At 58.7% G+C, this 12,821-nt stretch carries 14 protein-coding genes and 1 tRNA gene; 10 read left to right on the forward strand and 5 right to left on the reverse strand.

Annotated elements, in window-relative coordinates; genetic code table 11:
* Positions 1–36 precede the first annotated feature (36 nt).
* The 3 genes from C5L13_RS01705 to C5L13_RS01715 all read left to right on the forward strand — a co-directional run bounded on the left by C5L13_RS01705 (position 37) and on the right by C5L13_RS01715 (position 1,250).
* Complete coding sequence (locus C5L13_RS01705) at positions 37–483, forward strand: phasin (protein ID WP_105381527.1); 447 nt, start codon at positions 37–39, stop codon at positions 481–483.
* 126 nt (positions 484–609) lie between these two features.
* A tRNA-His gene (locus C5L13_RS01710) sits at positions 610–686 on the forward strand.
* A gap of 318 nt (positions 687–1,004) precedes the next feature.
* Positions 1,005–1,250: a helix-turn-helix domain-containing protein gene (locus tag C5L13_RS01715; protein ID WP_105382033.1), complete on the forward strand. Its 246-nt coding sequence runs from the start codon at positions 1,005–1,007 to the stop codon at positions 1,248–1,250.
* 97 nt (positions 1,251–1,347) lie between these two features.
* On the opposite strand, the gene C5L13_RS01720 is transcribed toward C5L13_RS01715, so the two are convergent.
* Both C5L13_RS01720 and C5L13_RS01725 read right to left on the reverse strand, forming a co-directional pair.
* Positions 1,348–2,229, reverse strand: coding sequence for a LysR family transcriptional regulator (locus C5L13_RS01720; RefSeq protein ID WP_105381528.1), 882 nt, complete (start codon positions 2,227–2,229; stop codon positions 1,348–1,350).
* Positions 2,226–2,540: a putative quinol monooxygenase gene (locus C5L13_RS01725; protein WP_105381529.1), complete on the reverse strand. Its 315-nt coding sequence runs from the start codon at positions 2,538–2,540 to the stop codon at positions 2,226–2,228. The genes C5L13_RS01720 and C5L13_RS01725 overlap by 4 nt, the downstream gene beginning before the upstream one ends.
* 191 nt (positions 2,541–2,731) lie before the next feature.
* Between C5L13_RS01725 and C5L13_RS01730 the strand changes: the two genes are divergently transcribed.
* The 3 genes from C5L13_RS01730 (at position 2,732) to C5L13_RS01740 (ending at position 6,535) form a co-directional block, all read left to right on the forward strand.
* Positions 2,732–4,228 carry a CoA-acylating methylmalonate-semialdehyde dehydrogenase gene (locus tag C5L13_RS01730; RefSeq protein WP_105381530.1) on the forward strand — a complete coding sequence of 499 codons (1,497 nt, stop codon included), beginning with the start codon at positions 2,732–2,734 and terminating at the stop codon, positions 4,226–4,228.
* A gap of 167 nt (positions 4,229–4,395) precedes the next feature.
* Positions 4,396–5,481, forward strand: coding sequence for a YjgN family protein (locus tag C5L13_RS01735; protein WP_105381531.1), 1,086 nt, complete (start codon positions 4,396–4,398; stop codon positions 5,479–5,481).
* Positions 5,471–6,535, forward strand: coding sequence for a M48 family metallopeptidase (locus C5L13_RS01740; protein ID WP_105381532.1), 1,065 nt, complete (start codon positions 5,471–5,473; stop codon positions 6,533–6,535). Before C5L13_RS01735 ends, C5L13_RS01740 begins: the two co-directional genes overlap by 11 nt.
* A gap of 214 nt (positions 6,536–6,749) precedes the next feature.
* Here the strand turns inward: C5L13_RS01740 and C5L13_RS01745 are convergent, their stop codons facing one another.
* Entirely contained in the window at positions 6,750–7,028 is a 279-nt protein-coding gene (locus tag C5L13_RS01745) for a hypothetical protein (protein ID WP_158693369.1), read from the reverse strand.
* 130 nt (positions 7,029–7,158) lie between these two features.
* Positions 7,159–8,205: a Fe(3+) ABC transporter substrate-binding protein gene (locus tag C5L13_RS01750; protein WP_105382034.1), complete on the reverse strand. Its 1,047-nt coding sequence runs from the start codon at positions 8,203–8,205 to the stop codon at positions 7,159–7,161.
* 172 nt (positions 8,206–8,377) lie between these two features.
* Between C5L13_RS01750 and rirA the strand changes: the two genes are divergently transcribed.
* From rirA to C5L13_RS01770, 4 genes are all read left to right on the forward strand, one after another.
* Positions 8,378–8,845, forward strand: a complete 468-nt coding sequence (gene rirA / locus C5L13_RS01755) for an iron-responsive transcriptional regulator RirA (RefSeq protein ID WP_105374620.1) — start codon at positions 8,378–8,380, stop codon at positions 8,843–8,845.
* Positions 8,846–9,006: 161 nt separating this feature from the next.
* Entirely contained in the window at positions 9,007–10,038 is a 1,032-nt protein-coding gene (locus tag C5L13_RS01760; protein ID WP_105382035.1) for an AbrB family transcriptional regulator, read from the forward strand.
* Positions 10,039–10,104: 66 nt separating this feature from the next.
* Positions 10,105–10,641, forward strand: coding sequence for a gluconokinase (locus tag C5L13_RS01765; RefSeq protein WP_280952587.1), 537 nt, complete (start codon positions 10,105–10,107; stop codon positions 10,639–10,641).
* Positions 10,642–10,857: 216 nt separating this feature from the next.
* Positions 10,858–11,511 (forward strand): TetR/AcrR family transcriptional regulator, encoded by a 654-nt coding sequence (locus C5L13_RS01770; protein WP_105381535.1) that lies wholly within the window; start codon positions 10,858–10,860, stop codon positions 11,509–11,511.
* A 10-nt stretch (positions 11,512–11,521) separates the two neighbouring features.
* Here the strand turns inward: C5L13_RS01770 and C5L13_RS01775 are convergent, their stop codons facing one another.
* Entirely contained in the window at positions 11,522–12,820 is a 1,299-nt protein-coding gene (locus C5L13_RS01775) for an NAD(P)/FAD-dependent oxidoreductase (RefSeq protein WP_105381536.1), read from the reverse strand.
* Position 12,821 lies beyond the last annotated feature (1 nt).

The raw sequence follows: 12,821 nt of genomic DNA on the forward strand, positions 1-12,821 counted from the left end.
ATCTGCCGAAGAAAACGCCAACGAGGACCAGAAACGATGGCATACAAGACAGACGACATCTTTTCCTTCTCCGCTTTCGATCCGGCCAAGCTCACCGAGAGCTTCCGCGAGTTTGCTGAAAAGGGCGGCGCCCAGTCACGCGACGCTTATGCTAAGATGAAAACCGCCGCTGAGGAAGCTACCAAGACGGTGGAATCCACACTGCAGTCGGCCCAGGCAGGTTCGGTAGAACTCGGCCTTAAGGCTATCGACGCGTGGCGTACCAATACCGACCTGTCGCTGTCCCACATGGAGGCGCTGCTCGGCGTCAAGTCCGTGTCGGAGCTTTTCGAGCTGCAGACCGCCTTCATCCGCAAGCAGGCCGAAGTTACGGTCGAGCAGGCCAAGTCCATTCAGGATGCAGCCCGCAAGCTCGCCGAAAATGTCTCGCAGCCGAGCAAGGTCGCGGCCGAAAAGGTTATCGCGACTTTCAAGGTCGCCTGATTTCTACGCGCTGATTTCAAGAAGAGGGCTGGAGCAGGTTCCGGCCCTCTTCTATTTGAAGAAGGGACTTGCAAAACGAGTCCGATCACCGTATGTGACCCGAAATACCGCTTTGGCGGTTTTTGTGCGGTTGTAGCTCAGTTGGTTAGAGCGCAGGTTTGTGGCACCTGAGGTCGGAGGTTCGAGACCCCCCAACCGTACCATTTCTATTCAAGACAAGTCGATCGCCGGGAGAGGCCTTATCTCGACTGGAGCAGCTCTCTCAGTCTTATTTCGGCTGGCCGAAAAACGCTAAACGGACAAATTCTTCGGACATTCGACGGTTTCTGGATGCCTCGCCCTTGTATGGTCCGGAAACGGACACAATCTTGTGCACTGCACTATCAGGTCTTGTCACAATTGCTGACATGCCTATGTTTGTGGCAGCAGGTGCCCAAAATTTTGGACATCTGCGTCTTGGGCTTTGGCCCCCTTCACCTGTTCGCCCTGCGCGACAGGCCTTTTTAGAAGGAGTCATGAGGATGACAATTTCCATCAATAATTTCGCATCTGCGAACGGAACTACGCTTTCTCCGCAGCACATCGCCTCCGCAGTTGCCGAAGCCCGACGTGCGATGGGCTATAGTATCGACGAACTTGCCGTCACGACCGGCCTCGTCAGCGATGAGATCCTCCGTGTCGAAAATGGCATGGATGCGGATCCGGCAAAATTGAAACGCATTGCCGCAGCCCTGCAGGTTCCGGTTTCCACCTTCTTGCTTACCTGATGTTCAGGTGTCCGGCCGCTTCGGCGGCCGGTCCTCTTTCTTCCATCCGCGGAATAGTCCGTGGAGCCGCTTCCCTCCTTCAAGGTCGATGCACCGACTACACGAAGATGTGTCGCTCCTCGTCGACCAGTTCCTTCAGAAAATCCACCACGGTGCGCAGACGTATCAGGTCGCGCGTGGTTTCATGATATGTGGTCCAATAGGAGCGCCGGATGACGATATCCGACAGCACGCGCCTCAGTTCGGAAGATTGCCGCGCCACGTAGTCGTGCAGAATGCCGATGCCGGCGCCTGACCGCACGGCTTCCGTCTGCCCGATCGCGCTCGATATCTCGAAACTTGCATCCCAGTCGCGCATTACCTCGCCGGTGAAATTGAGCGAGGGGGAAAAAATCAGGTCTTCCACGTAACCGATGCGGGGATGCGCTCTCAATGCTTCGACGGTTTCTGGTGTCCCGGCCTGGTCGAGATAGCTTTTGGAGGCATAGAGGCCCAACGTGTAGTCGGTAAGTTTCGATGAGACGAGCCGGCCCTGTTCCGGCCGCTCGATCGTGATGGCGATATCCGCCTCCCGCTGGGACAGCGAGAAGGAGCGCGGCACCGGCACGAGTTGCAGCTTCAGGTCCGGATGCCGGCGGGTCAATCGTCCGAGCCGCGATGCCAGGAACGAGACACCGAATCCGTCCGGCGCACCGATCCTCACCGTCCCCGCGACTGCTGTGTCTATCCGTCCCGTACTCGCCTGTGCTGCGAGCATTTCCGTTTCCATGCGCTCGGCGGCCCGGAAGAAGATCTCGCCTTCCGCAGTCAATTCGCAGCCATTGGTGCGGCGGATAAGCAGCCGCGTCCGCAGGTCTTCTTCCAGTGCGGTCACCCGCCGCCCCAATGTGGCGTGGTTGATGCCGAGCCGCCGGGAGGCTGCAAGGATCTGGCCGCTTCGCGCAACGGCAAGGAACATGCGCACATCGTCCCAGTTCATGGCTTGCTGCGCATCATGACGGGTTCGACATCGACAAGCGTGAGAGACGTCACCATGTTCATCGTCCCATCCTTGTATTTCAGGAAATGCGGCGTCTGCAGGTGCGCCTCATAGGCTTCCCGGCTTTCATAGACCTCAAGGATGCGGATTCTGTGCGGACTGTCCTTGAAGGCGACCGCATTCAGGGAAAGGACGCCAGCTTCCAGCGAAATCGATGCCTCGATCTCCTCGGCCAGAAGTGCGCAATAGGCGTCAAGCTGAGCCGGATCGACCTCAAGCTCTGCCATTCTGAGGACATGTTTCCCGCTCATTCATAGGCCTCCTCTTATTGAGTTGTCTTGTCCGTCGCGGTGCCCGCCCCAAGTCCCAAGAAGCTTGAGAGAAAGCGCCGGTTCAATGATCGGGCTTTAATTTCCGCACAACGGTTGCTTATCTCGGCTCATTGATTTGTGCAAATTGAAGTGTGATTGTTCGCCATCCAAAAAAACAGGAGGAGCATCCCATGCGTGAGATCGGGCATTTCATTGGCGGCAAGCACGTCGCCGGCACCAGCGGCCGGACCGCGGACGTTTTCAACCCGGCGACCGGTGAGGTCCAGGCGAAGGTCTCTCTCGCCAGCGTTTCGGAACTTCGTGCCGCTGTCGAGAATGCCAAGGCAGCGCAGCCCAAATGGGCGGCAACCAATCCGCAGCGTCGCGCCCGCGTCTTCTTCAAATTCGTCGAATTGCTGAACAAGCACATGGACGAGCTTGCCGAACTGCTCTCCCAGGAACACGGCAAGACGGTCGAGGACTCGAAAGGCGACATCGTGCGCGGTCTTGAGGTCTGCGAATTCGTCTGCGGCATCCCGCATCTGCAGAAGGGTGAGTTCACCGAAGGCGCCGGCCCTGCGATCGACATGTATTCGATGCGCCAGCCCGTCGGCATCGGCGCCGGCATCACGCCGTTCAACTTCCCGGCCATGATCCCGATGTGGATGTTCGCCCCGGCGATCGCCTGCGGTAACGCCTTTATCCTGAAGCCGTCCGAACGCGATCCGTCCGTGCCGCTGCGCCTTGCCGAACTGATGATCGAGGCAGGTCTGCCGGCCGGCATCCTGAATGTCGTCAACGGTGACAAGGCTGCTGTCGACGCGATCCTGACCGATCCGGATATCGGTGCAGTTACCTTTGTCGGCTCCACGCCGATTGCGCGCTACGTCTACGGCACGGCGGCGATGAACGGCAAGCGTGCTCAGTGCTTCGGTGGCGCCAAGAACCACATGATCATCATGCCGGACGCTGACATGGACCAGGCGGTCAACGCCCTGATGGGTGCGGGCTACGGTTCTGCCGGCGAGCGTTGCATGGCGATTTCCGTTGCCGTTCCGGTTGGCGAGGAAACGGCCGACCTTCTGGTCGAAAAACTCGCGCCCAAGATCGAGTCGCTGCGCATCGGCCCCTATACGGACGACAAGGCCGACATGGGGCCGGTCGTCACCAAGGAGGCACATGCCCGCATCAATGGCCTGATCGACCGCGGTGTTGAAGAAGGTGCCAAGCTGGTCGTGGATGGCCGTGGCTTCAAGCTGCAGGGCTATGAGGACGGCTATTTCGTGGGCGGCACGTTGTTCGACCACGTCACGCCGGAGATGGATATCTACAAGACGGAGATATTCGGGCCGGTACTGTCGGTCGTTCGTGCCAAGAGTTACGAGGATGCGCTCTCGCTTCCGATGAAGCACGAATACGGCAACGGCGTTGCCATCTACACCCGTGACGGCGATGCTGCCCGCGATTTTGCAAGCCGCGTCAATATCGGCATGATCGGCATCAACGTGCCCATCCCGGTTCCGCTCGCCTATCACTCTTTCGGCGGCTGGAAGGCTTCGAGCTTCGGAGACCTCAATCAGCACGGCACGGATTCGATCAAGTTCTGGACCAAGACAAAGACGATCACCGCCCGCTGGCCGTCCGGCATCAAGGATGGAGCCGAATTCGTCATGCCGACGATGAAGTAGGCGAAAAGTCAGTTCAACGTGTCAACGGGCCTCTTCGGAGGCCCGTTTCCGTTTATGACGATTTGAATCGGCGCCCTTACCTGTAGTTGAAATGACAACTGTTCACCTTAAGATGCTTCTGGATTCGGCCAAATCGAATCTGAAGGGTTCAACGGGGATATTGTTTCATGGAATTTCAGGCGAAACCTCCGGTGGAGGCGGGAAAATTCGAGCGCGCATCCTTCACCGGCAATGCCAGCGAATATTTCGGCATCTGGATCGTCAACGTTCTTTTGACGATCATTACCTTGGGCATCTATTCCGCCTGGGCAAAAGTGCGACGTAAGCGCTATTTCAACGGCAATACCGTCATTCTCGGACGGGCCTTCGAATATCACGCCACCGGCAAGCAGATATTTATCGGACGCGTGATCGTTTTTGCCTTCCTGATCGTGGTCAACCTGCTTACCGCCATCAACCCGCTGTTCTCGGCTGTGACGACCGTCCTGATCCTCGTCGCCTTGCCCTGGCTGATCATGCGCGGCCTGCGCTTCAATGCCCGCGTCACGAGCTATCGCAACGTGCGCTTCGATTTTGTGGGCTCGGCAGGTGGTGCCTTCGTGGCCATCATGCTCGGCAGCATCGTGGCCTTCATTTCCCTCGGTATCCTTGCTCCGTTGGCAAGCCGCTGGAGTTGGCGTTACGTCTTCAACAACCTTCGTTATGGTGACCGGGCATTTTCGACGGATCCCTCTTTGGGGTCGCTCTATCGCGTCTGGATTCTGCCGGCACTGATGTTCCTCTTCGGAGCCTTTGTTTCCACGGCCATTATCATATCCATCGCGGTCGCTTCGGGGGCGCTCTCGGGCGGCGATGGGGTATCAAGCGAAGAGACGATCGGCAGGTTTGCATTTGCCGCGTTCCCGGCCGTCGTTCTTGCCTTTCTCCTTTACGGCCTTGCCGGCCTCTTCTATCGTGCGGGCGTGCGCAATGTGGCCTGGTCGGCAGCAAAACTGGACGGCCGTCACGAACTGCTGAGCGATCTCTCCCGGTGGCGTTTCGCCTGGATTGCAATTTCCAACGTCATCGTCACGATCTTTACGCTCGGACTGATGCGTCCCTGGGCGGCGGTACGCCTGGCGAGGTATGTCAACGAGCACACAGGCATCCGCATCCATGGAGACCCTGGCCAAGTCATGTCGTCGATCGAGGCGACAGGTGCGGCGATCAGCGCCGAGTACATGGATATGGAAGGTTTCGATTTTGGCTTCTGATCCTGCCGTCATAGCGAGGGGCGAATGGCATCCCGCCAATTCGAGCCACGCGACACCGTCCGTCCTGCGGGCCGAGAATGGCCGGCTGGTTGCGGAAGGGGAGGGGACGGTACTTGCGATGGCGGTCCCGGAAAGGGTGGAGATCAGCCCGAGAGTGGGGTCGATTCCCCGGCGTTTGACCTTTCCCGACGGTTCGGTGCTGGAAACGCGCGACAACGATGCGATCGATGCTTATCTGCGCACTCAGCGGGGTGCGCGCAGCGGTTTTGTTCATCGCCTCGAGCAGTTCCATCCGCGTCTGATCGCCATCACCATCGCGGTCATCGTGCTGGCTGCCTCCATCTATCGTTTCGCTTTGCCGGCACTTGTGGAAGTCGCGATCCTCGTGACTCCACCCTTCGTGCCTGAGATGATCGGTTCGGGCACGCTTGCCTCGCTTGACAAAACCGTCTTGAAACCAACGGAACTGCCGGAAGCGGAGCGGCAGGCGATCTCCGAAGGGTTTGAAAAACTGGCCGCTCATTCAGAAGGCGGCAAACAGGCCTATACCCTGAATTTCCGCGATGGGGGGGTGATTGGCCCGAATGCCTTGGCCCTTCCCGATGGAAACCTCATTCTGACCGATGATCTGGTGAAGCTTGCCGCGGGCGACCGCGAGATGATCCTTGGCGTACTCGGCCACGAGATTGCCCATGTGGAAGGGGAGCACAGTCTCCGCCAGCTTTATCGCGTTGCCGGTGTCGCGGCGCTGGTCATGCTGATCGCCGGGGATGTCGGATCCGGCGTCGAGGACATCCTCACGCAAGGGGGCGCCTTGGTGGCGCTGTCCTATTCGCGCTCGGCAGAGGCGGAAGCCGATCGCCGATCGGTCGAATTCATGAATGCTGCCGGCTACGATCCGGCGGCGCTCGCCCGCTTCTTCGCGCTTCTGGAGGAAAAGCTTGGCGATCACGGTGATACGAGCATGTTGTCGAGCCATCCGGGCACGCCGCAGCGCCAGCAGGATATCCGCAAATATTCGCAAGAGCTAAAAAGTCGGTCTGGCGCAAGGTAGCCGTGTTTCATAGCGGACTGTTGACGTCTGTGAAGACTGATCTAATTTAGCTCGCTGAGTAGGAGTGGGAGTTCATGGTATACGAGTGGGATGCAAGGCGCGCCCGCCGCGCGTATTTGGCCAAAATGGGCATCAGTTTGCTTGTGGTCCTGGCGGCATTGGCAGTACCGGCTTGGCTCGCCGTTTCGATGGCAAGCTAAATTCCAATACAAGCTTATTTCACTGAACCGTCGCCAATGCGGAATAACAGCCGCATCGTGCGAGAAATCGACATGTAAGCGGGAGGCTGCCGATCGATCGCGGCATAGCCGGCTTCGGTCAGTGAAAAGAGCCGTTCGGATTTGCCGTCGCGATGGACGATATACTGCATGTTCAGTGCCCGGTTCAGGGCTGGTGTCATGTCGCTTGTCCAAGCTATCTGCGAGGCCGGAACGCGGGAAGCGCCTGCTTCATAGAGGATCGTCAGGACGATGTGCAGATCGCGCGAAAGCATGGAATATTCTGTCACGGAACGCGAAGACTGACCAGCGGGTCTCCGGGCGCGTTATCCCGACAATGACAAAAGCCGGCGTCGAAGCCGGCTTTTGTTTTGTTGTGGCCTCTAGGGCGAGGTTTGGCTGAACTCAGCTCTCGGGACCTTCGTTGAAAGCGACCTTGTCGACGAGTTCGGAGGCCTTCTTGCGGTTGGCGGCGATGTCGGCAAGCGACAGCGTATCCGGCTTGATCGGCCCGAAAGCCTTCACGATGCTCGAAGGTTCGGCACCCGGCGTAACCGGATATTCGAATACCTGCTCGGCATAGATCTTCTGGGCGTTGCCGGAAGCCAGGAATTCCATCAGCTTGACCGCATTGGCCTTGTTTGGCGCGTTCTTGGCGAGCGCCATGCCTGAAATGTTGACATGCGTGCCGCGATCAGCGGAGTTCGGGAAGATGATCTTGATTGCCTCGGCCCACTTCTTTTGCTCCGGCTCCTTCTCGTTCGTCTGCATGAGGCCGACATAATAGGTGTTGCCAAGCGCGATATCGCATTCACCGGCAAGGATTGCCTTGGCTTGATCGCGGTCGCCGCCGCTCGGCTTGTGGGCGAGGTTGTTCTTCAGGCCCTTCAGCCATGTTTCCGTATAGGCTTCGCCATGAACGGCGACCATCGAGGCGAACAGGCCGATATTGTAGGAGTGTTGGCCGTCGCGAATGCAGATCTTGCCTTTCCACTTCGGATCGGCCAGTTCCTCATAGGTGATTGCCGTTTGGGTGACGCGCTCCTTTGAGGCGTAGACGACGCGGCCGCGCGTCGTCAGTCCGAACCACTCGCCTGCAGGATCACGAAGATTGGCCGGAATATCCTTGCTGATGGTCGCGTTGTCCGTAACGGCCTGGGTAACGCCGCCTTCCTTGGCTTCCGTCAAGCGGGCGATGTCAACGGTCATGATCACGTCGGCCGGCGAATTGGCGCCTTCGGCACGGATGCGCTCGACGAGCCCCTTGTCGAGGAAGAGCACATTGGTCTTGATGCCGGTTTCCTTGGTGAACGCGTCGAGCAGCGGCTTGATCAATTCCGGCTGACGATATGAGTATATGTTCACCTCGCCATCGGCCCATGCCGTTGAGGCTGTGGCGAGCACGGATGCACCCAGAAGTGCAAGGAGCCGAAGGGGGCTGCGGATAGGCATCGAAAAATCCTCCTGAGGTTGTTTGTTGACGACCAAAGTCATGTTCTCAATCCGGCGTCAATGGGGGAGTTTCAGGCAGGTGAGAAAACTTGATCACAATTTCCTTATTTTGGAATTGTTCAAAACTAGGGAAGTCTCTATATAGGGTAGGTACGAGTCTTGGGAGACCAGCATGCGTTTGACCAAACAGACGAACTACGCAGTACGAATGCTCATGTATTGCGCCGCTAATGAGGGCCGCCTGAGCCGCATCCCGGAGATCGCCCGGGCCTATGGGGTCTCCGAACTTTTCCTGTTCAAGATCCTGCAGCCGCTCAACAAGGCTGGTTTGGTCGAAACCGTGCGCGGCCGCAACGGCGGTGTGAGGCTTGGCCGCAGCGCTGATCGCATCACTCTCTTTGATGTCGTCAAAGTCACTGAAGACAGCTTCGCGATGGCCGAATGTTTCGAGGATGGCGTCGCCGAATGCCCGCTCGTCGATAGCTGCGGCCTGAATTCGGCGCTTCGCAAGGCGCTCAATGCGTTCTTCGATGTACTTGCCGACTACACGATCGATGACCTGGTGAAGGCCCGCCCGCAGATCAACTTCCTGCTCGGTATCGACACGCATATGCCGAAGATCGTAGCGCCGGCTGCCTGATTCCGATTGCTTGCTGTTTCAAGGGCGTCGTCTGCAGTGACGGCGCCTTTTGAGTTTTTGTCATGTCCTGATGGTTGACCTTCGCTGCATTTGCAATAGAAGGACGGCAGGCGTTTTCGGCTTTGCAGCCATTCTTCCTGTGGCGCCTTCAGGACCAAGCCATGCCCTTTTCGGAACTGCGCGCTTACGCGCTGACTGCGCTGATCGGGACCGCCGGCGCCGTGGCGGCAGCCGTTGTCGGACTTCCGGCCCCCTATCTGATTGGTCCCGCCGTCGTCATCACCATTGCCGGACTGTTTGGATTGACCCTCCGGGTACCGATAGAGCTCCGCAATATCTGCTTCGTCATCATCGGTGTCTCGATGGGGACAAGCGTGACGCCGGATGTGATCGTGGCGGCACGCACCTGGCCGCTGAGCTTCGTCATGGTGCCGATTGCGCTCGTCATCCTGCTCTTCGCCAGCTGCTGGGTGCTGCAGCGGATATTTCATTATGACCGGACCACGGCGCTTCTGGCTTCGTCCCCCGGCCATCTGAGCTACATTCTCAGCCTCGCGGCGGAAACGCGCGGCGACCTGCGCACCGTCAGCGTCGCCCAAAGCGTGCGGGTATTGGCGCTTACCATCACCACTCCGCTTATCGTCGACTATTTCGGCCTGGTAGGTGGTGCCCCGGTGATGCCGGCGGAAGTCATGAGCATGCCTATCCTGCTTGCCACGCTTTGCGTGTCCTTGGTACTGGGCCTGCTTTTCCTGCGCTGGCAGTTTCCTGCCGCGCTTCTTCTGGGCGGTGTCGTGGTTTCGATCAGCACGCATGTAACCGGGTTCGTCACCGGCGGTGTGCCGAACTGGCTGCTCATTCCGACCTATGTCACTCTCGGATCGATCATCGGTACGCGCTTCAGCGGAGTATCGATCAGAGCGATACGCATGGCGTTCGTCGCCGGCGGCGTGGTGACTGTCGTGGTGACGGCGTTGGCTGCGGCAATCGCTTTCGCCGTTTCCCACATCACGGGGGTCCCCCTCGCGGCCGCTCTGATAGCCTTTGCGCCCGGCGGTCTCGAGACCATGGCGGCGATGGCTGTCATGCTGCACGCAGATCCCACCTATGTCGGTGCTCACCATGTTTTGCGGCTGATGGTTCTTTCCGTGCTGATGCCCTTGGTCCTTGGCAAAGATGCACGTAAGCGCTGAGCAGGCTTGTGAAACCCATGTTTGGACAGATATTGCGATAGGACAATCGTGAAAGGAAACATCGACGTGAGCACCGAGACGCACGGACAGTCCCCCCGAACAATCGTTGTCATGGGGGTAAGCGGGGCTGGCAAGACCTCCATCGCGCAACTGCTTGCCCAACGGCTCGGCTGCGCCTTCGTCGAGGGCGATCGCCTGCACCCCGAGGCGAATGTAGAAAAGATGGCGAAAGGCATTCCGCTGACCGACGAGGACCGCTGGCCGTGGCTCGATCTCGTGGGGGGCGAGCTGGCCGCAGCCCGGCTGCGCGGCGAAAGCATCGTGGTGACGTGTTCGGCACTGAAAAAGGTCTATCGCGAACGTTTGCGCAAGGCGAGCGGCGGATCGCTCAATTTTGTTTTCCTCACCGGCGCGGCGGAAGTGCTGGAAAAGCGCATGGGCGAGCGCAAGGGTCACTTCATGCCGACCTCCCTGTTGCAGAGCCAGCTTGCGACCCTGGAGAGCCCCGCGAACGAGGAGGGTGTCGTCACGGTGGATATCGACGCCAGCGTGGAAACGATCGTCGACAGAGCCTTGGCAGAGCTTGTCGAGCGGTGGCGGTAAGCAAAACCCCATCGCACTACGGTATTTCCCGGCCACTTCGCGGTCTTTTTGGCGAAGTTTCGGGAAGTATTGTAAAAAAATTCTATCGAGCTTGATCCGAATATCTCCACCCGTCGTATAAAAAGACAAAATCTATGTAGGTGCATTGATGGGCGTCGATAGAAGCGCCGCCAGATGCACCGCGAGGGGCGCTGTTAGAAGGAGACGGTTCGCGAAATGCCAGAGTCGACGCAAGGGCCAGGGCGGGGCACCCTTCGCCGGATACCGAAACAGGAAAGAAGCCGCGAGCGTATCGACGAAATCTTGAAGGTATCCATGGAACTGATCGGCCGGAAGGGTATCGATGCGGTGACCATGAAAGAGATCGCGGCGCTTTCAGGTGGTCCGATCGCCTCCGTTTATCAATACTTCCCAAACAAGTCCGCGATCATCGCGATGCTCTATGAGAAGTATGCGGAACAGGTTCTGAGTTTCGTCAATGAAAGCGTTGCCGACCTGCAGACGGAACAGGATGCGTTTGGCGCCATCGACAGGCTGATCGACCTCTATTATGCGAATGTCAGGAACAACCCACCGGTCCAGGATCTCATCAATGCGATCCAGGCCGACAAGGCTCTTGCGGATATGGATATCGCAGAGTCCCGCGTGCATAGCCGGATCTTTGCGGATGCGACGGGCGCGTTCGTTGCGGACGGCCTGCACGACCGATATGTCCGCTTGGTTTTCATGATGTTTCACCTCGCGGCCAGCGCCGTGCGCCTGGCGCTGCTGGTTCCGGAACCGGAGGCGGAAAGCATCATCGAGGATTTTAAGGCCTCGGCAAAGATCCAGCTCGGGCAGTTCATGAAGGGAAGTTATCCGAGTTTCTGAGGCCGCGGACCTATAGTCCGAGCTTGTCTCTCAACCCGTACCACCATGCCCCCAAAACGGTCAGCGGCACGCGAAGCGTCTTGCCGCCAGGAAAAGGCAGATTGGGCAGCGAAGCCCATATGTCGAAGCGTTCGGCATGCCCCGCGACAGCCTCACCCAGAATCTTTCCGAGCAGATGCGTGGTTGTCACTCCATGGCCGCTGTCGCCGTGGGAAAAGTAGACCTTGTCGGAAAGCCGGCCCATATGCGGGATGCGCGTCAGCGTCAGCGCGAAATTGCCGCTCCAGGCGTAGTCGATGTTGACGTTTTTCAGCTGCGGGAATGTCTTCAGCATATTCGGGCGGATGATGCCGGTCAGATCCTTCGGATCGTGCCCGCCGTAGCCGATGCCGCCGCCATAGAGCAGACGATTGTCAGAGGTGCGGCGATAGTAGTCGAGGATATAGTTGGCATCCTCGACGCAATAATTGGCCGGCAGCAGGGTTTCGATGAGCGCAGGATCAAGCGGCTCCGTCGTCATGACCTGGCTGGAGACGGGCATCATCCGCCCGTGAACCTCCGGCAGCAGCGGCGCGAGATAGGCGTTGCCGCAGACGAGCACGTAGGACGCTCGGACCGAACCCTTGGCGGTACGGACCACGGGCGTTTCGCTGAGGTCCAAGTCCACGACACGCGAGCCTTCGAAGATGCGCCCACCGAGATTTTCGAGGGCGGCAGCCTCTCCGAGCACCAGATTGAGCGGATGTATATGGCCTCCGAGCTTGTCGATCATGCCGCCGGCATAACGGTCGGTCTTCACATATTTCCCGACATCCCGCTTGGCGACCATTTCCAGCCCGGCATGTCCGTGCTTTTCCCACTGGTCCTTGTGGACCTCCATCTCGCGGATCTGTTTTTCCGTAAAGGCGGCAAAAAAACCGCCATGGACGAGATCGCAGTCGATTCCGTATTTGGTGACGCGGGTACGAATGATCTCGCCACCTTCGAGCGACATTTTCCCAAGCTCGATGGCCTTCTCTTGACCATATCGCCTCGCAATCGTTTCAAGGTCGCGGCTGTAGCCGTTGACGATCTGGCCGCCATTGCGCCCCGAAGCGCCGAAGCCGATGCGTTCGGCTTCCAGTACGACGACAGAGTAGCCGCGTTCGGCAAGTTCCAGCGCCGCAGAGATGCCGGTAAAGCCGGCACCGATCACGCACACATCCGCCGAGATCTCGCCATCGAGGGCAGGGCGGACTTTCCTGTCGCCGGCCGAAGCGGCGTACCAGGAATTTGCATGGCGCGGATTGTCGCTCGTTTTGAAAACCATC

It is taken from the genome of Neorhizobium alkalisoli (assembly GCF_002968635.1).
Taxonomy (GTDB): domain Bacteria; phylum Pseudomonadota; class Alphaproteobacteria; order Rhizobiales; family Rhizobiaceae; genus Neorhizobium; species Neorhizobium alkalisoli.

Coding starts and splice junctions, on each gene's coding strand:
- C5L13_RS01705 (WP_105381527.1), top strand. CDS start 37: ATGGCATACAAGACAGACGACATCTTTTCCTTCTCCGCTTTCGATCCG.
- C5L13_RS01715 (WP_105382033.1), top strand. CDS start 1,005: ATGACAATTTCCATCAATAATTTCGCATCTGCGAACGGAACTACGCTT.
- C5L13_RS01720 (WP_105381528.1), bottom strand. CDS start 2,229: ATGAACTGGGACGATGTGCGCATGTTCCTTGCCGTTGCGCGAAGCGGC.
- C5L13_RS01725 (WP_105381529.1), bottom strand. CDS start 2,540: ATGAGCGGGAAACATGTCCTCAGAATGGCAGAGCTTGAGGTCGATCCG.
- C5L13_RS01730 (WP_105381530.1), top strand. CDS start 2,732: ATGCGTGAGATCGGGCATTTCATTGGCGGCAAGCACGTCGCCGGCACC.
- C5L13_RS01735 (WP_105381531.1), top strand. CDS start 4,396: ATGGAATTTCAGGCGAAACCTCCGGTGGAGGCGGGAAAATTCGAGCGC.
- C5L13_RS01745 (WP_158693369.1), bottom strand. CDS start 7,028: ATGCTTTCGCGCGATCTGCACATCGTCCTGACGATCCTCTATGAAGCA.
- C5L13_RS01750 (WP_105382034.1), bottom strand. CDS start 8,205: ATGCCTATCCGCAGCCCCCTTCGGCTCCTTGCACTTCTGGGTGCATCC.
- rirA (WP_105374620.1), top strand. CDS start 8,378: ATGCGTTTGACCAAACAGACGAACTACGCAGTACGAATGCTCATGTAT.
- C5L13_RS01760 (WP_105382035.1), top strand. CDS start 9,007: ATGCCCTTTTCGGAACTGCGCGCTTACGCGCTGACTGCGCTGATCGGG.
- C5L13_RS01770 (WP_105381535.1), top strand. CDS start 10,858: ATGCCAGAGTCGACGCAAGGGCCAGGGCGGGGCACCCTTCGCCGGATA.
- C5L13_RS01775 (WP_105381536.1), bottom strand. CDS start 12,820: ATGGTTTTCAAAACGAGCGACAATCCGCGCCATGCAAATTCCTGGTAC.